Origin of the sequence: Mycobacterium sp. TY814 (genome assembly GCF_030755175.1) — a bacterium.
Taxonomy (GTDB): domain Bacteria; phylum Actinomycetota; class Actinomycetes; order Mycobacteriales; family Mycobacteriaceae; genus Mycobacterium.
In genome coordinates this window covers 1,529,673-1,545,631 of sequence record NZ_JAUFRY010000001.1, presented here as the reverse complement: position 1 = coordinate 1,545,631, position 15,959 = coordinate 1,529,673, and the positions used below count along the sequence as shown (strand labels likewise).

The following is a 15,959-nucleotide window of genomic DNA, read 5'->3' as shown; positions in this document are numbered from 1 at the left end:
TGACCCGGTGGCAGCGAGACTCCTCGAGCTGGGTTGCGGCCCAGTGCTTGTCGACGACGACGGCACTCTTGTCAGGGCCCGCGGCATCCCCTATGCGACCGCCGGGCGATTCGCCGCGCCGGTGCCCGCGCCGCGGCACCGGGATGTGCTGGACGCGACCCGGCGCGGTGCGGCATGCCCGCAGTTGCCGTCGCGGTTGGACTTCGTCAATGGGCCGATAGCCGACGATCTGGCGAAAAGCGAGCACTGTCAGGTGCTTTCGGTCACCGCGCCTCGTGACGCCCAGGGGTTGCCGGTGATGGTGTGGTTCCACGGCGGCGCGTACATGTCGGGCAGCGGTGAGGCGCCCAAGTACGACCCCGACGCGCTGGTCAGGGAAGGCCGGGTCGTCGTCGTCAACGTCAGCTACCGTCTGGGCATCTTCGGATACCTCAGCCCCGACGGGGCAGCCAATCTGGGGCTGCGGGATCAGATTCTGGCGTTGCGGTGGACCCAGCAGTACATCGCGGCGTTCGGCGGCGACCCGTCGCGTGTGACGATCTTCGGTCAATCGGCAGGCGGAGATTCGGTGCTGTCGCTGATGCTCAGCAGCCAGACCGCGGGTCTGTTCACCCGCGCAATCCTGCAAAGCGCGCCACTCGGCCTGCGCAAGGGCAGGCAGGCGATGACGGCTGCCATGCGGGAGGCGGTGCTTGCCGCCCTCGCCGGTGTCGCACCCGGCGAGGCCACCGTCGAACAGCTGCTCGACGCCCAGAATGCCGCCGTGACAACCGCACAGCGATTCGGCATGCTCGGCGGTTTCCCGTTCGCGCCGATCGCCGGTACCGACCCGCTGCCGTCCGCGCGCGACGAAAGCCGGGTACTCGCCGAGGCGGCAGGCCGGGTCGAGCTCCTCGTCGGCTACACCCGCAATGATGCCGACGCCTTCGTCGCGATGGACTCCCGAGGCCGGCGACTCGCGCGTCTGGGTCTACCGGGCCGGGTCATCGCACGAATAGTGGGCGACGTTCTGACGAGGCGAATATTCGGCGCGCCGGCGCGTGAGCTCGCCAAGTTCTGGACATCGAACGGCGGTGCGGCCGCGACCTTCCGGGTGGACTGGGCACCGCCGGGCGCACCGCTTCGCGCCTGTCACTGCATCGAATTGCCGCTCCTGTTCGGCACACCGGAGTGCTGGGCCGACGCGCCGATGCTCGGTCCCGGGCCTGACCCGATCGACATCGAACTGGGTCGCAAGGTACGGGGTTACTGGGCTGCCTTCGCCCACCACGGCGTCGCCGGGCTAGGTTGTTCCTCGCTCAGAATCTGAGGTGACCTTCTCGGCCAACGCCGCCAGCTTGGCGTCGAGTTGCTCTGCGGCGCTGAGCAACTCCGGATTCGGCTCGACGACCATCAGCGACGACGGTTTGACGTAGGTCAGACTGCTGCCGTCCGGCTCGTCCAGGATCAGCAGTTCGACCGGGGCGAACAGGCCCGCGGTCACGTCGTGGCGCAGCATGGTGATCGCAATCAGGGGATTGCCGAGAATGACCCGCAGCGCCCGGCGTTCGATGCCCGCATTTGGCAGCCAGGTGCCATGATCGATCAGCGCGAAGAGCATGAAACCGCTTGGTCCGACGTGCTTTTCGACGGTGGCCCGATAGGTGTCCCAGTCGTCGCACGGTTGGGTGACCGCGGCGATGGGGACCGGTTGCCGGCCGATGTCGGCCAGCAACGCGGCAACCACCTCGTCGTAACTCTTGCTGCTGTCGTAGCGCACCCGCACGCCGTCGAACTGGATTTCGCGTGTCATCGGCCCAGGCGCTCGACGATAGTGGCGTTGGCCATGCCGCCGCCCTCGCACATCGTCTGCAGCGCGTAACGTCCGCCACGCTGCTCCAAAGCATTGACCATGGTGGTCATGATGCGGGCGCCGCTGGCGCCCAGCGGGTGGCCGATCGCGATGGCGCCGCCGTTGACGTTGGTCCGCTCGAGGATGCCAGTCTGGTCCCCGTCGACGTCTTTCGCCCACGCCAGGACAACCGGCGCGAACGCCTCGTTGACCTCGAACAGATCGATGTCGGCCAGCGTCAGTCCGGCACGCTGCAGCACTCGTTCGGTGGCGGGTATGACCCCGGTCAGCATGTAGAGCGGGTCGGAGCCCACCGCGGTGGCGGTGTGGATGCGGGCCAGCGGCTTCAGGCCCAGCTTCGCCGCCACCTCGCTGCTGGTGATCATCACCGCGGCGCTGCCGTCGGACAGCGGCGAGGAATTGCCCGGCGTGATCTGCCAGGTGATCTGCGGGAACCGGGCCGCCGTGGCTTCGCTGTAGAACGCCGGCTTCAACCCGGCCAGCGTGTCGACTGTCGTGCCCGGGCGGATGATCTCGTCGGTGGACAGCCCGGCGATCGGGATGAGTTCGTTGTCGAACAATCCGTCCTTGGTGGCACGGGCGGCCTTCTCGTGGCTGGCCGTGGAGAACTCGTCGAGTTGGGCGCGCGAGAAGCCCCACTTCGCGGCGATCAGCTCCGCGCTGATGCCCTGTGGGACGAGTCCGTCTGGGTAGCGCCGCGTCATGTCCTCGCCGAACGGGTTGCTGCCCGGCAACACCGAGGTGCCCATCGGTACCCGGCTCATCGACTCCACGCCGGCGGCGATGACGATGTCGTAGGCGCCCGCGATCACGCCCTGGGCGGCAAAGCTGATCGCCTGCTGGCTGCTGCCGCACTGCCGGTCGACCGTGGTTCCGGGCACCGACTCCGGAAAACCGGCTCCCAGCAACGCATTACGGGCGATGTTGACGGCCTGGTCGCCGACCTGGGTGACGGCGCCGGCGATGACGTCGTCGATCCGGGCCGGGTCCACGCCGGTACGGGCCACCACCTCGCGCAGGCTGTGTGCCAGCAGGTCGGCCGGCAGCACGTCGTGCAACGCACCGTTGGCCTTGCCTTTGCCGACGGGGGTGCGAACAGCGCCGACGATTACGGCGTCACGGGTCATGGCTCCTCCTTGAGTCCAGCAGCTGAGTATGTTCTGCTATATCCAGCTATAACACCTAGGTATAGTGAAAGCAACCCAGGTCGGGAGGTGATGTGCGTGACAATGCTGCAGGGCAGGCTGGCCGATCGGGATGCGTGGTCGGCGGTCGGGGAGTGCGCGATTGAGAAGACCATGGCCGTGGTCGGCACCAAGTCCGCGATGCTGATCATGCGCGAGGCCTACTACGGCACCACCCGGTTCGACGACTTCGCCCGCCGGGTGGGCATCACCAAGGCGGCAACCTCGGCGCGGCTGGCCGAGCTCGTCGACCTGGGGCTGCTGGAGCGCCGGCCCTACCGGGAGCCCGGGCAGCGCAGCCGCGACGAGTATGTGCTCACCGAGTCCGGCATCGAGTTCATGCCGGTGGTGTGGTCGATGTTCCAGTGGGGGCAGCGGCATCTGCCGGGGCGCCATCGGCTCAGGCTGGAACACCTGGGTTGCGGCGCCGCAGCCGAAGTCCAGATACGTTGCGCTGAAGGGCATCTCGTGCCGGCGGACGAGCTGGGTATGCGGGTGGTCAAGTCTCCCTGAGGGTGGCCAGCAGCCGGCGCGCCGCCGCGATGCGACGCGGCGCGGTCCCGGCAAGCGCGTCCAGCGCGCATTCGGGGTCGGCCGGTGGGCCCATGTGGCCGCAGCCGCGCGGGCAGTCTTCGATGGCGTCGGAGAGATCGGAGAACGCCTTCATCACGTCGTCCGGCTGAATATGCGCCAGCCCGAACGAGCGGATGCCGGGCGTGTCGATCACCCAGCCGCCGTTCGCCAGCGGGAGCGCGACCGACTGCGTGGAGGTGTGCCGGCCACGGCCGATGTCGGTGACCTCACCGACCGCCCGGTCCGCAGCGGGCACCAGGCGGTTGACCAAGGTCGACTTGCCCACCCCGGAATGTCCCAGCAGTACCGTGATCTTGTCGTCGAGCAGGTCGGCCACTGCCAGTAGCGGATCGTCGACGCCCGCGGCCACCACCGTGAGGTCCAGGTCGACGAACTGCTCGGCGAACGGTTCAGGCGGCGCCAGGTCGGTCTTGGTCAGACACAGGATGGGCCGCAGGCCGCCGGCGTACGCGGCGATCAGCGCGCGGTCCACCAGACCGCTGCGCGGCGGCGGGTCGGCCAGGGCCACCACCATCAGCAGCTGATCGGCATTGGCGACCACCACCCGTTCGGTCGGGTCGGTGTCATCGGCGGTGCGCCGCAACACCGTTCGTCGGGGACCGCGACGGACGATGCGGGCCAGGGTGTCGGTTCGCCCGGACAGGTCACCGACGATGTCCACGTCGTCGCCCACAACGATCGGGGTGCGACCCAGTTCGCGGGCCCGCATGGCGACGACGCGGCGCTCGGGGTCCCCGCCCAGGACACATCCCCAGCGGCCGCGGTCGACACTGACCACCATGGCGGACTCGGCGTCGGCGTGCTGCGGACGAGTCTTGGTCCGGGGCCGCGATCCCTTGCCGGATCGGACCTTGACGTCGGATTCGTCGTAGTCGCCAGGCCTCAAGCGTTAGAACCCACCATGTCGCCCCACAGTTGCGGGAATTCGGGCAGCGTCTTGGTGGTCGCGGCGATGTCGTCGACTTCGACGCCGGGAACCCGCAACCCGACGATGGCGCCCGCCATCGCCATCCGGTGATCGGCGTAGGCGTGCCAGAGGCCCGCCCGCAGCGGCGTCGCGGTGATCACCAGTCCGTCTTCGGTTTCCCGGCAGTCGCCGCCGAGGCGGTTGATCTCGGTGCTCAGTGCGGCCAACCGGTCGGTCTCGTGGCCGCGCAGGTGCGCGATACCGCTCAGCCGGGAGGTGGCGCCCGTCGCTGCCAGGGCCGCCAGCGCCGCCACCGTCGGTGTCAGCTCGCCCACGTCGCGCAGGTCGACGTCGAAGCCGTCGTAGTCCGCCGCGCCCCGTACCTCCAGGATCGAATCACCCTGTGTGACGACAGCACCCGTCTTGTTCAGCACGTCCATGATGTGTGCGGCAGGCTGCACGCTGTGCTGCGGCCAGCCGGTGATGCGTACGGTGCCGCCGGTCACCACCGCCGCGGCGAGGAATGCGACCGCGTTGGTCAGGTCGGGTTCGACCTCCCAGTGCCGTGCCGCGACGGTGCCGGGCAGCACCTGCCAGCGGTTGGGCTGCGCGTCGTCGACGACCACACCGGCCTGCCGCAGCATGGCCACCGTCATGGCGATGTGCGGTGCCGACGGCAGCGACGCACCGGTGTGCTGCACCGTCAGGCCCTCGGTGAAGGACGCGCCGGACAGCAGCAGGCCTGAGACGAACTGCGAGGACGCCGAGGCGTCGATGGCCACGGTGCCACCCGCCACCGCGCCGTTGCCCTGCACCCGGAACGGCAATCCCGAGCCGTCCACCGGCACGCCCAGTCCGCGCAGCGCGTCGAGCAGCGGGGCGATCGGCCGGGCGCGCGCCTGCTCGTCGCCGTCGAAGGTGACCGCGCCGGCGCTCAGCGCGGCCAGTGGTGGCACGAAGCGCAGGACGGTGCCGGCCAGCCCGCAGTCCACCCGGGCATCGGGGGCGGGGTCGATGCGGCCGCTGACCGTCAGGCCGGACCCGGCGCCCTCGACATGCAGGCCCAGCGTCTGCAGCGCGCCGATCATCAGGTCGGTGTCGCGGCTGCGCAGGGCGCCGGTGATGGTGGAGGTGCCCCGGCCCTGCGCGGCCGCCAGCGCAGCCAGGATCAGGGTGCGGTTGGTCTGGGATTTCGAGCCTGGAACGGTGACGGTGGCGTGCACCGGCGCCGTCGTGGAGGGGGCCTGCCATGCGCTCACCGGTCCATCATTCCGTGTCAGCCATGTCTGCCACCATTGGAGATATGTGTGGACGTTTTGCAGTCACCACCGATCCGGCCCTGCTGGCCGAGAAGATCAAGGCAATCGACGAGGCCACGGGCACCGACGAACGGGCATCCGAGCCCAACTACAACGTGGCGCCCACCACCACGATCGCGACGGTGGTGACCCGCCATGACGAGCCGGACGACCAGGCCACCCGCCGGGTGCGGCTGATGCGGTGGGGCCTGTTGCCGCCCTGGGTCAAGGCGGGTCCGGATGGCGCGCCGGAGAACAAGGGCCCGCTGCTGATCAACGCCCGTGCCGACAAGGTCGCCACGTCGCCCGCCTTCCGGGCTTCGGCCAAGAGCAAACGGTGCCTGGTGCCCATGGACGGCTACTACGAATGGCGCGCGAATCCCGACGGGGGCACGGCCAAGAAAGCGGGCAAGACGCCGTTTTTCATGTATCGCAGCGATGGCGAACCGCTGTTCGCCGCCGGGTTGTGGTCGGTGTGGAAGGCGGACAAAGAAGCCAAGCCGCTGCTGAGTTGCACCATCATCACCACCGACGCCGTGGGCGAGCTGGCCGAAATTCACGACCGCATGCCGCTGATGCTCGGCGAGGGCGACTGGGATGCCTGGTTGAATCCGGATGCGCCGCTGGATCCCGAGTTGCTGGCCCGTCCACCGGATGTGCACGACATCGAGCTGCGCGAGGTATCGAAGCTGGTCAACAACATCCGCAACAACGGACCGGAGCTGTTGGAGCCGGCAGAGCCGGAGCCCGGGCAGATGACGCTCTTGTAGTCGGTCAGCGCTGAATCGACTGCCCGAGCAGCCCCACGATCGTCGCAACGGACGCCTCGAGGGCGCGGATGCGCTGATTGGAATCGTCGGCCGTCGATCGCATCTCGCTGATATTCGACCGCAGCACATCGGCCAGCAATCGCTGAGTGTCGCCGAACGCCTTGATCGCTTCGGTCATCGAGCGATAGTCGGCCTGCGTTCGTTCCACCGCGGCGACCCGCGCACTGAGATTTGCTAGGACGCTGTCGAGGTCTTCTGGCGTGGGCATGGTCGGCATCGTAAGTGGTTTCGCGACAGGTCGATCGGGTTTTTACCCGAGCCGCGAGGGTGAATCCGGTGACTCATTGCCCAACTGACGCCAGGGCGGGTCGGCGCACGTATGCCGCCCAGGTCAGCAGCCCGGCAGCGGCGTAGTAGCACATGAAGATCCAGAACGCGCAGGTTTCGGAGCCGGTGCTGAGGTAGGACTGCCGCAGAGCGAGGTTGATGCCCACGCCACCCAGTGAGCCGAGCCCCGCGACGAAGCCGATTACCACTCCCGAGATGACACGTGGTGAGGGATGTCCGGCAGCATCGAGTTCCGCGGAGTTGCTGGAGGCCTCGAAAAGTGTCGGAATCATCTTGTAGACCGAACCGTTGCCGAGGCCGGCAAGAATGAACAAGGCGATGAAGCCGCCGATGTAGCCGACCATCGTGGCTCCGGAGTCGCCGCCGGACTGGTCGTCGAGAGTGCTCATGATGAGCACCACACCGGTGGCGGGCACCATGGCGGTGAACACCGCGAGGGTGACGCGGCTCCCGCCGCACCGGTCAGCAAGCCGGCCCCCGTAAATTCTGGCTGCCGCCGCCACCAGCGGTCCGATAAAGCTCAGCGCCGCGGCGTGCAGCGACGCCTGCCCGGCACTCTCTCCGTCGGCACGGAACTCCATATGCATGATCTGGCCGAACGCAAATGCGAAGCCGATGAACGAGCCGAAGGTGCCGAGATAGAGCAGGGCGAGAAACCAGGTGTTCCGGTTGGACAGGATGGACGGCAGGATCCTTGCGAGGTGAGGCGCCTGGATCCGGTGTTGCTCCAGGTCATTCATGAACAGCGTCCCCGCGAGTCCGGTCACCGCCAGGAGCACGAGGTACACCGCGCAAACCCAGTATGGCTGCCGGTCTCCGGCAAGCGCGATGACCAGCAGCCCCACCATCTGGATTCCGGCGACACCGAGGTTGCCGAGCCCCCCGGTCAACCCCAGCGCCCGCCCCTTGAGTCGGTGCGGATAGAAGGCGTTCGCATTGGACATCGACGCCGCGAAATTTCCGCCGCCCAACCCGCTGAGGCCTGCGCACACCAGGTAGGGCCACAACGGCAGCCCCGGATGGTCCAGCAGCACCATCGCTCCGACCGTGGGAATGATCAGCACCCAAGCGGAGAAGACCGTCCACACACGAGCTCCGAAGATCGGAGTGCCCAGCGCATAGGGAATGCGCAGGCACGCTCCGACCAGCGTGGCGGTGGAACTGAGCAGGAGCTTGTCGGCCGCAGAAAATCCGTATACGTCCTCGGGCATGAACAGCGCCATCACCGCCCACAAAGACCATATCGAGTAGCCGAGGTGCACCGTCATCACCGAACAGATCAGATTGCGCCGCGCAATGACGTTGTTGCCCCCTTCCCAGGCGGTCAGATCCTCGGGATCCCAATGTGCAATATGACGCGAGCGTCGCATCGGGCTTCGAACCCTCTCCCAGTGCGGTCGCGAGCCGATGGCTCTCTCTGTGGGGCAGCCCGGGTTCGATGGTGATTCCCCGTCTTGGCTCAGGACCTGCTGTTCCATCACAATCCTCGAATTCCCCGCTGGTGTAACGGCATCGAGAAACCAGGTTGCCAGGCCGGTGGCGTCATGACGCAGATTTCGAGGCTGCAAACTGCTGGGCAATACCTGAAGAGTTGCTGAAGGGAGGGGGCGGTAAAGTCGCGCGCTCCGCAGCAAATGAATGAAATACGTTGTGCAGCTGCAATTTTGAATATGCGCTTGCTCTGGACGTGGTACTGCCATTCATCAGACTTCGGCAGCCATGCGGTCACAACTCATTCGTGTGGGGTCACAACTGCCAATCTCTACTGAAATCGATTCCGGCGGGGCAGGATTGAAGTCATGGCCCTGATGAAGGAGCGCGCCGGGCCATTGAGCTCCGGGAGACTGGAAAACTCTGCTTCAGAAGCGCATTCATAACGGGGGCGACGGAATGAGTCGGCTGTGAACGATCGCAATGAGGTCCGGCTGCGTGAGCTGGCCGACCGGGGGGCGGCGGAGCTGGCCGGTGCCGGCGCTGCCGATCTGTTGCGCTGGACGGACGAGACCTTCGGCGGTGCAACGGAAGTCGATGGGCAGTCTTCGTGCGACTACGTCGTCGCCTCGAACATGCAGGACGCCGTGCTGATCGATCACGCCGTCAAGGTCCGCCCAGGAGTTCCGGTCATATTCCTGGACACCGGTTACCACTTCGCGGAAACCATAGGCAGTCGTGATGCGATCGATGCCCGCTACGACATCGGGCTCCTGAACATCACGCCCGCGCACACCGTGGCCGAGCAGGACGAGTTGATGGGTAGCGATCTGTTCGCCCGCGACCCCAACGAATGCTGTCGGCTGCGCAAGGTTGTCCCGTTGGCCAGGGCGCTGCGCGGATTCTCCGCGTGGGTGAGCGGGCTGCGCCGGGTGGAGGCGCCGTCTCGCGCCAACGCCCCGCTGATCTCCTTTGATGAGGTATTTCACCTGGTGAAGGTCAATCCGCTGGCTGCATGGACCGAACAGGATGTCCAGAACTACATCGCCGAGAACAATGTATGGGTGAACCCGCTGGTGGATGAGGGCTATTTGTCCATCGGCTGCGAGCCGTGCACCGCCAGGCCGGCGGTGGGGGCCGATCCCCGCAGCGGGCGCTGGCAGGGACGAAGCAAGACCGAATGCGGTTTGCACCTTTCCTAAGCTCGCACCGTGCACCGGCAGGAGTCGCCTGCTAGGTCCTTTCCAGAGTCAGCTCGTCAGCTGATGCCGGTTGCTCACAACGGAGGCTACTGATGTGGCGCAGCAGCGTCCGTATGGCGCCGGCGGGGGGAGTCCGTCCGCCCACCCAGACCGCACGAAGTTGCCGTCCCAGATCGAGTTCGGGCACGGCAATGGCACGCAATCGGCCCACCGCGAGATCGTCGCCCACGGCCAGCCGGCTCATAGCCGCCGGTCCCGCACCGGCCAGGACGGCAGCACGAACCGCTGCTGCCGAGGATAGTTCGAGCACCGGCGGCGGCTGCCGCAGGTTGTCGCCGAGCACATGAAGCAGCGCCACAGTGAGTGAATCGCGGATACCGGAATGGGGTTCGCGGCAAACCAGCGGTGTCTGGGCCAACTCGAGGGCGCTGATGACCGGTGATCGCCGAGCCCATTTGTGGCTCGGCGGCACTACCACGACCAGTTCGTCGTGTCCCACCACGCAGCTACCCAATCCCGTTAATGGACCTGGCTTTTCGACGAAGCCAAGATCGACGGCGCCGTGCCGGACCGCCGCGATGGCCTGCTCGCTGGTGGTGGCGGTCAGAATCACCTGTGGGGCGGCGTCGCCATGACTGTTGGCGGCCTGCAGAGACAGCAGCCACTGGGGCATGAGGTGCTCGGCTATCGTCTGGCTGGCCGCCACCTTGATCCGCTGGCGACGCCCTTCGCGGAGGGAGCCGAGGCCGGCGTCGATGTCGCGGGCGACGTCGAGCAGGCGGGCGGCCCACTCGGCGACGACGACTCCTGCGGGTGTGAGATCCGAGCCACGCGTCGTCCGAACGGCTAAGGCCACGCCTGCTTGGGCTTCCATCGACGCAAGGCGTCTGGATACTCCCTGCTGGGTCATTCCTAGTTCACGGGCAGCTCCACCAAGACTGCCGGTCTCCGCGATCGCCAACAGAACTTCGAACGAGGCGAGTTCGGGCATATAGGAACTTAACGCCATGTTTCCACGAAATCACAATTAGCTTGTAATGAGCTGGCAAGACGCTGCGCTTTATCGCAGCGCATCCGCTGACCTGTTCCTGGATGGCCATTCGTTATGCGGCGCACCCGAACTGACACAACCTAACCGTGTGACTTCACAACATCAGACCCTCTACTGCCGCCCGATTCTTCGCGGAAGAATCGGAGCCATGATCGGCACAGGGACGCGCCGATTCTGTTGCGGTGTGACGCTATTTCTCCTTGGCCGCTATCGGCCGCCGCGAAGGCGTTGAGCCCGCAACAGACCTGCCGAACTTGCCGTTCAGCAATAAGTGGGGAGGAACATTAGTGACATACGTGATAGCTGAACCCTGCGTCGACATCAAAGACAAGGCATGCGTGGAGGAATGCCCTGTCGACTGCATATACGAGGGCCTCCGGATGCTTTACATCCACCCTGACGAGTGCGTTGACTGCGGTGCCTGCGAACCGGTATGCCCGGTCGAGTCCATCAGTTACGAAGAAGATTTGCCCGCCGAGTTCAGTCAGTACCTTCAGATCAACGCTGCTTTTTTTGCGGACCTCGGATCGCCGGGCGGTGCGGCGAAAGTCGGAGTGACCGAAGACGATCCCGACGCCGTCAAGAGCCTGCGCTCCGGCTCAACTCACCAGGGCTAGGGATGGATTTCGGGAGGCAGGCGCCGGAGATCAATTCCGGCCGAATGCATTCCGGTCCCGGATCGGAATCATTGTTGCAGGCCGCCGATGCCTGGGACCGGCTGGCGGCGAATCTCTCGGAGACGGTGGCATATTGCCGTGAGGCGACCGCGACGCTCGCAGAGGAATGGAAAGGCGCCGCGGCGATCGCGATGCGCGACGCCGCCACACCGTACCTGAGGTGGCTCGCACTCACCGCGACCCAAGCCGAGCAGGCGGCTACCCGGGCCTCGGCGGCGGCGAGCGCCCACGAGTCGGCCTTCGCGGCCTTGGTTCACCCGGACGACATCAGCGCGAACCGCGCGCATCGGCTTTCCTTGTCCGCGACCAATTGCCTGGGCCAAACGAGTCCGGCGATCGCGGAGATCGACGCGGCGTACGAGCAGATGTGGACGACAAACGCCAATGCAATGTATGCCTACGCCCGTGCGTCGGCCGAAGCCGCGGTATTGACTCCGTTCACTCCGCCGCCCGGTGGGACGCCCGTGTCGACAGCACAAGGCGGTGCCTCCTGCCCGCCTTCTCGCGCCTGGGCGCTGCGGGTAGGCCCGGAGATCATCTCGGCTGGGTGCCAGGTGATCGCGACGATTCCCGATGCGCTGCGTGCGCTCTGCCGTTCGCCACTGGCTTCCTTCGACGTGACTCTGTCGCCGATCACAGCCTCTCTGTCCAGGCTGGCGTCCCTGAGCGCCCCGTCCGACTTCGCGATCTTCTATCTGAATGGACTCAACAAGGCGGCGGCATTGGCTTGCCTCTCACCGGGCCCCGGGAGTGCGGGCGACTGCGCCGCCGCTCTCGGTCGGGGAAAACCCCTGGGGCGCCTGACTGTACCGCCGATTTGGATCACGGAGACCGCCGCCCCTGCCGCGGAGCCACTGCCGCGGGGCTGGGTCTGCGAGCCGATCCATCTGGTCCACGTCGCGGATCCGCAGCTCGCTCGGCCCGCCGGCGGGTGGCACACGACAACAACGGAACACGGTGACTGAATCCGGTTTTGGCGGAGAACAGGGGGATCAGGTGTTCGACTTCGGTGCGTTGCCGCCCGAAATCAACTCCGGCCGGATGTATTCCGGGCCGGGAGCAGAGCCGATGGTGCTGGCCGCGGCGGCCTGGGACGAACTGGCCGCAGAATTGGACACCGCAGCGGCCGGCTACAGCTCCAAACTCTCGGAGCTGAACAGCGCCCCGTGGGTTGGGCCCGCGTCGGCTGCGATGATGTCTGCGGTCGCCCCGTATGTCAGCTGGCTCGGTGCGGCGGCGGCGCTGGCCGAACAGACTGCCAGTCAGGCGCGGCTGGCCGCCGGTGCCTTCGAGGCAGCGTTTGCGATGACGGTGCCTCCAAATATAGTGGCAGCCAACCGAATTCTGCTGATGACGCTGATCGAGACGAACTTCTTCGGCCAGAATACTCCGGCGATCGCGGCCACCGAGGCCCAGTACATGGAGATGTGGGCCCAAGATGCCGCCGCCATGTACGGTTACGCGTCCGCGTCGGCGACCGCCCGGGACCTGACTCCGTTCACATCGCCGCCGAATACGATGGCCCCCAATGCAATTGGGGGTCAGAACGTCGCGGTTGCGCAGGCCGTCGCGACGCCGGCCGGGAACTCCGCCCAGATGGTCGCGTCGACGGGTTCGGCGACCACCGCGCCCCAGTCGTTGCAGCAGCTTCTCACGGATTTCATGACAAACCCATCGGCGTTGCCGTGGCCGTTGAACGAGATACCCACCGCGTGGAATACCTCCGGCATCAACCAGGCCACGTACTACACGTGGTTCCACAACCTCTTGCAGATTTATAACGCCTACGGAACGGGCTACCACGGCTACAACCTCGACCAGACTTTGACGTTCGGACCCGGGGGAACCACGGCCGGAGGTGGCGGCGCCTGGTACCCGACGCCACAGTTCGCCCATCTGGGGTCCGGTGGCGCCGCGTCGGCGAGTGCGGGTCAGGCAGGCAAGGTCGGGACGCTGTCGGTTCCGCCGAACTGGGCCTCTTGGTCGCCAGCAGCCAATCCGTCCGTCGTCGCGAAAGATGTTTCCCTCCAAACCACTTCGACATCGGGAACGGGCAACACCGTGCTCGGTGGGATGCCTACCGGGGCCGGAGGACGACGAACCGCAGGCTATGTCCACAAGTACGGGCTGCGCTACAAGGTGGTAACCCGCCCGCCGTCGGCCGGATGAAGCGACCAGGAACAGATAAGGGGTCAACATGCTGGATTTTGGAGCTATACCGCCGGAGATCAACTCGGCGTTGATGTATTCGGGCCCGGGGTCAGGCCCACTGATGAGTGCGGCAGCGGCCTGGAGTGCGCTTGCAGCAGAACTCAATTCGGCTGCAAGCGGGTATGACAAGGTGCTGGCCACACTGAGCGGGGAAGAGTGGCTGGGGCCGGCGTCGGCACTGATGGCACGGGCCGCCATACCCTACCTGGCCTGGCTGAGCACGACCGCGGAGCAAGCCGAACAAGCGGCCACACAGGCCCGACTGGCCGCGGCGGCGTACGAGACCGCGATCGCTGCGACGGTGCCCTCGCCGCTGGTGGCGGCCAATCGTGTTGAGCTGACGCAGTTGCTGAACACCAACCTGCTGGGCCAGAACGCCAGTGCCATCGCAGCCAACGAGGCGCAGTACGGCCAGATGTGGGCACAGGACGCCACCGCCATGTACGGATACGCGGGTCAGTCCGCGGCAGCGACCAGGCTGGCGCCCTTCACCGCGGCACCTCAGATCGCCAACCCGGCCGCCCAGGCACTGCAAGCCACCGCCGTTACCAGCGGAGTCGGCTCAGCGGGTACCGCGCAGTCCACGCTGACTCAATTGATCAACGGATTGCCGAATCAGCTGCAGAGTCTGGCGTCGCCCCTTTCGTCGATCCAGTCCAATCCGGTGCTCACCGAGATCTGGTTCCTGTTGAGCGGGCAGAACACGCTGCCCAACAACCTCGGCACCCTGGTTACCGGCTATAACAGCTACTCCGCCCTCTGGTACAACACCGAAGGCTTGCCGTACTTCAGCGTCGGTATGGCCAACTTCGGGGTGCAGATTGCCAAGACCACGGGAGCGATCGGCGGCGCGGCGCCGGATGCCGCGGCCGCCGTTCCCAAGGGTCTGGGAGGTCTGGGCGGAATGCTTAGCGGTGGCGGTGGGCCGACGTCGGCCGGACTGGGTAACGCCGCGTCTATCGGAAAATTGTCGGTCCCCCCGACTTGGGCCGGGGCGAACCCGGTGACCGGACATTCGGGGCCGCTCGTGGTGGAGAACCTCGCACCCGCCTCGTCCGACGCCGCAGGGCCCGGCAACCTGCTCGGCGGCATGCCGCTGGCCGGCCCGGGGATGGGTCAGGGCGGCGCAAGTCCCAAATACGGCGTCCGTCCCACGGTCATGACCCGCCCACCGTTCGCCGGTTAGCGCTCAGCTCCAACTCAGCGGCAGCGCCTTGAGGGCAAAGGAGTTCGACGGGAATTCGATCTCGGGAGTGTAGTTCTGCGGCAGTTCGAAGTCGGGGATCTGGCGCAGCCACTCAGCGATGATCACGCTCAGCTCGATCCGCGCCAGGTGGGAACCCAGGCAGCGGTGCGGCCCGCCGCCGAATCCCCAGTGGCGGTGCACTTTTCCGTCCATAACCAGCTCATCGGTGGAGATTGCGTCGCTGCCGTCGCGGTTGATCGCCGCAGTGCACAGCCGTACCGGTGTGCCAGGAGGAAGCGTCATGCCGCCCACGTGGACGAAGTCGGTGGTCACCCGCGCCGCCAACGGCGCGGCGGGCTCGAGACGAACGATCTCTTCGATGAAGACCCTGATCTGCTCGGGATCCTCGCGAAGCTCTGCGCGCAGTCCTGGCCTGCGGGCCAATTCGAACAGCGAGAATCCGATGGCCGCTGCCACGGTGTCGAGCCCGGACAGCACCAGAAGATGGCTCATGCCAAGCAGTTCGAGGTCGCTGAGGTCGCCCGGGTCCGCCATGATCTGCGACAACATGTCACGTCCCGGCGTGGTCCGGCGTTGCCGGATGGCGTCGGCGAAATAGGACAGCAACTCCTGTCCTTCCGGCTTGCCGACCACCGCGGCGTCTTTCCAGGCGATCACCCGGTCGCGGTCCCGCACTGGCAGCCCGTAGAGGTCCAGGAAAACCTGGAACGGGTAGAGGCGTGCGAAATCACCCATCGCCTCGCATCCGCCCCGGTCCGCGAGTGCAGCGATCATGTCAGCGGCGTGGCGCTCCATCACCGGCTGGTGCTTCGCCAGGGCGTGGGGACTGAAGAACGGCTGAAGGATCTTGCGGTAGCGAGTGTGCTGTGGTGGGTCGAATGCGGACGGCAGCACCGGCACCGGGCTGCCGGGTGGCTGAAGCGCCAGTTGTGCTGAAAACAGCTTGGCATCGCCTAACGCCGCCAGCACATCCTCACGGCGGGTCAGGTAATACGCGCCGTTCATGAACACCACCGGCCCTGCATCCCGCAACGCCCTCCACCCGACGCCACGGTCCGCGGCCATCGGTAGTCCGGCATGCTGCAGCCGGGGCAAGAAGGCAGGTTCTACTGTGAATTCCATTGTCGGCTCTACTGGTTGGGCAAAATCTCTCGGAAGGTATTCCGTGAGTCCGTCCAAGCACGATGTTATGAGGCGAGACTGGGACATAGATCCCAATGGGCTGTG

General features: G+C 66.3%; 16 protein-coding genes. 8 read left to right on the top strand and 8 right to left on the bottom strand.

The window, feature by feature from the left end; genetic code table 11:
• The first annotated feature begins 7 nt into the window (after positions 1-7).
• Complete coding sequence (locus QXH22_RS06800; RefSeq protein ID WP_306241948.1) at positions 8-1,309, top strand: carboxylesterase family protein; 1,302 nt, start codon at positions 8-10, stop codon at positions 1,307-1,309.
• Here QXH22_RS06800 and QXH22_RS06795 read toward each other — a convergent pair.
• A complete protein-coding gene (locus tag QXH22_RS06795; protein ID WP_306241947.1) occupies positions 1,283-1,792 on the bottom strand; it encodes a DUF302 domain-containing protein in 510 nt (169 codons plus the stop codon). The genes QXH22_RS06800 and QXH22_RS06795 overlap by 27 nt on opposite strands.
• A complete protein-coding gene (locus QXH22_RS06790) occupies positions 1,789-2,979 on the bottom strand; it encodes a thiolase family protein (protein ID WP_306275213.1) in 1,191 nt (396 codons plus the stop codon). The genes QXH22_RS06795 and QXH22_RS06790 overlap by 4 nt, the downstream gene beginning before the upstream one ends.
• A gap of 96 nt (positions 2,980-3,075) precedes the next feature.
• On the opposite strand from QXH22_RS06790, the gene QXH22_RS06785 reads away from it, so the two are divergent.
• Complete coding sequence (locus QXH22_RS06785) at positions 3,076-3,549, top strand: helix-turn-helix domain-containing protein (RefSeq protein WP_306241945.1); 474 nt, start codon at positions 3,076-3,078, stop codon at positions 3,547-3,549.
• Here the strand turns inward: QXH22_RS06785 and rsgA are convergent.
• Positions 3,536-4,516 (bottom strand): ribosome small subunit-dependent GTPase A, encoded by a 981-nt coding sequence (gene rsgA, locus QXH22_RS06780; RefSeq protein ID WP_306241943.1) that lies wholly within the window; start codon positions 4,514-4,516, stop codon positions 3,536-3,538. The two genes, QXH22_RS06785 and rsgA, sit on opposite strands and share 14 nt — an antisense overlap.
• On the bottom strand, positions 4,513-5,796 hold the full coding sequence (aroA, locus tag QXH22_RS06775) for a 3-phosphoshikimate 1-carboxyvinyltransferase (RefSeq protein WP_306241942.1): 1,284 nt from the start codon (positions 5,794-5,796) through the stop codon (positions 4,513-4,515). The genes rsgA and aroA overlap by 4 nt, the downstream gene beginning before the upstream one ends.
• Before the next feature lie 44 nt (positions 5,797-5,840).
• Here aroA and QXH22_RS06770 point away from each other — a divergent pair, with 44 nt between their 5' ends.
• Entirely contained in the window at positions 5,841-6,605 is a 765-nt protein-coding gene (locus QXH22_RS06770) for an SOS response-associated peptidase (protein ID WP_306241941.1), read from the top strand.
• A gap of 4 nt (positions 6,606-6,609) precedes the next feature.
• Here the strand turns inward: QXH22_RS06770 and QXH22_RS06765 are convergent, their stop codons facing one another.
• Both QXH22_RS06765 and QXH22_RS06760 read right to left on the bottom strand, forming a co-directional pair.
• On the bottom strand, positions 6,610-6,873 hold the full coding sequence (locus QXH22_RS06765; protein ID WP_306275212.1) for a hypothetical protein: 264 nt from the start codon (positions 6,871-6,873) through the stop codon (positions 6,610-6,612).
• A gap of 73 nt (positions 6,874-6,946) precedes the next feature.
• Entirely contained in the window at positions 6,947-8,431 is a 1,485-nt protein-coding gene (locus QXH22_RS06760) for a NarK/NasA family nitrate transporter (RefSeq protein ID WP_306241939.1), read from the bottom strand.
• 423 nt (positions 8,432-8,854) lie between these two features.
• Between QXH22_RS06760 and QXH22_RS06755 the strand changes: the two genes are divergently transcribed.
• Positions 8,855-9,586, top strand: coding sequence for a phosphoadenylyl-sulfate reductase (locus QXH22_RS06755; protein ID WP_306241938.1), 732 nt, complete (start codon positions 8,855-8,857; stop codon positions 9,584-9,586).
• A 31-nt stretch (positions 9,587-9,617) separates the two neighbouring features.
• Here QXH22_RS06755 and QXH22_RS06750 read toward each other — a convergent pair whose 3' ends face one another.
• Positions 9,618-10,595, bottom strand: a complete 978-nt coding sequence (locus QXH22_RS06750) for a LysR family transcriptional regulator (protein ID WP_306241937.1) — start codon at positions 10,593-10,595, stop codon at positions 9,618-9,620.
• Positions 10,596-10,924: 329 nt separating this feature from the next.
• On the opposite strand from QXH22_RS06750, the gene fdxA reads away from it, so the two are divergent.
• Genes fdxA through QXH22_RS06730 form a run of 4 tightly spaced genes read left to right on the top strand, consistent with a single transcriptional unit; the run spans position 10,925 to position 14,711 of the window.
• On the top strand, positions 10,925-11,254 hold the full coding sequence (fdxA, locus tag QXH22_RS06745; RefSeq protein ID WP_306244381.1) for a ferredoxin: 330 nt from the start codon (positions 10,925-10,927) through the stop codon (positions 11,252-11,254).
• Between the two features lie 2 nt (positions 11,255-11,256).
• Positions 11,257-12,279 carry a PPE family protein gene (locus tag QXH22_RS06740; protein ID WP_306275211.1) on the top strand — a complete coding sequence of 341 codons (1,023 nt, stop codon included), beginning with the start codon at positions 11,257-11,259 and terminating at the stop codon, positions 12,277-12,279.
• Between the two features lie 31 nt (positions 12,280-12,310).
• Positions 12,311-13,483 (top strand): PPE family protein, encoded by a 1,173-nt coding sequence (locus tag QXH22_RS06735; RefSeq protein ID WP_306244379.1) that lies wholly within the window; start codon positions 12,311-12,313, stop codon positions 13,481-13,483.
• A 31-nt stretch (positions 13,484-13,514) separates the two neighbouring features.
• Positions 13,515-14,711, top strand: a complete 1,197-nt coding sequence (locus QXH22_RS06730) for a PPE family protein (RefSeq protein ID WP_306244378.1) — start codon at positions 13,515-13,517, stop codon at positions 14,709-14,711.
• A 3-nt stretch (positions 14,712-14,714) separates the two neighbouring features.
• Here the strand turns inward: QXH22_RS06730 and QXH22_RS06725 are convergent, their stop codons facing one another.
• Positions 14,715-15,854 (bottom strand): cytochrome P450, encoded by a 1,140-nt coding sequence (locus QXH22_RS06725; protein ID WP_306241935.1) that lies wholly within the window; start codon positions 15,852-15,854, stop codon positions 14,715-14,717.
• Positions 15,855-15,959 lie beyond the last annotated feature (105 nt).

What these genes read in the sequence shown, in the direction of transcription:
- QXH22_RS06725 (WP_306241935.1), bottom strand. Translation starts at nt 15,854, where the DNA reads ATGGAATTCACAGTAGAACCTGCCTTCTTGCCCCGGCTGCAGCATGCC.
- QXH22_RS06765 (WP_306275212.1), bottom strand. Translation starts at nt 6,873, where the DNA reads ATGCCCACGCCAGAAGACCTCGACAGCGTCCTAGCAAATCTCAGTGCG.
- QXH22_RS06790 (WP_306275213.1), bottom strand. Translation starts at nt 2,979, where the DNA reads ATGACCCGTGACGCCGTAATCGTCGGCGCTGTTCGCACCCCCGTCGGC.
- QXH22_RS06770 (WP_306241941.1), top strand. Translation starts at nt 5,841, where the DNA reads ATGTGTGGACGTTTTGCAGTCACCACCGATCCGGCCCTGCTGGCCGAG.
- QXH22_RS06760 (WP_306241939.1), bottom strand. Translation starts at nt 8,431, where the DNA reads ATGGAACAGCAGGTCCTGAGCCAAGACGGGGAATCACCATCGAACCCG.
- QXH22_RS06795 (WP_306241947.1), bottom strand. Translation starts at nt 1,792, where the DNA reads ATGACACGCGAAATCCAGTTCGACGGCGTGCGGGTGCGCTACGACAGC.
- QXH22_RS06740 (WP_306275211.1), top strand. Translation starts at nt 11,257, where the DNA reads ATGGATTTCGGGAGGCAGGCGCCGGAGATCAATTCCGGCCGAATGCAT.
- QXH22_RS06750 (WP_306241937.1), bottom strand. Translation starts at nt 10,595, where the DNA reads ATGGCGTTAAGTTCCTATATGCCCGAACTCGCCTCGTTCGAAGTTCTG.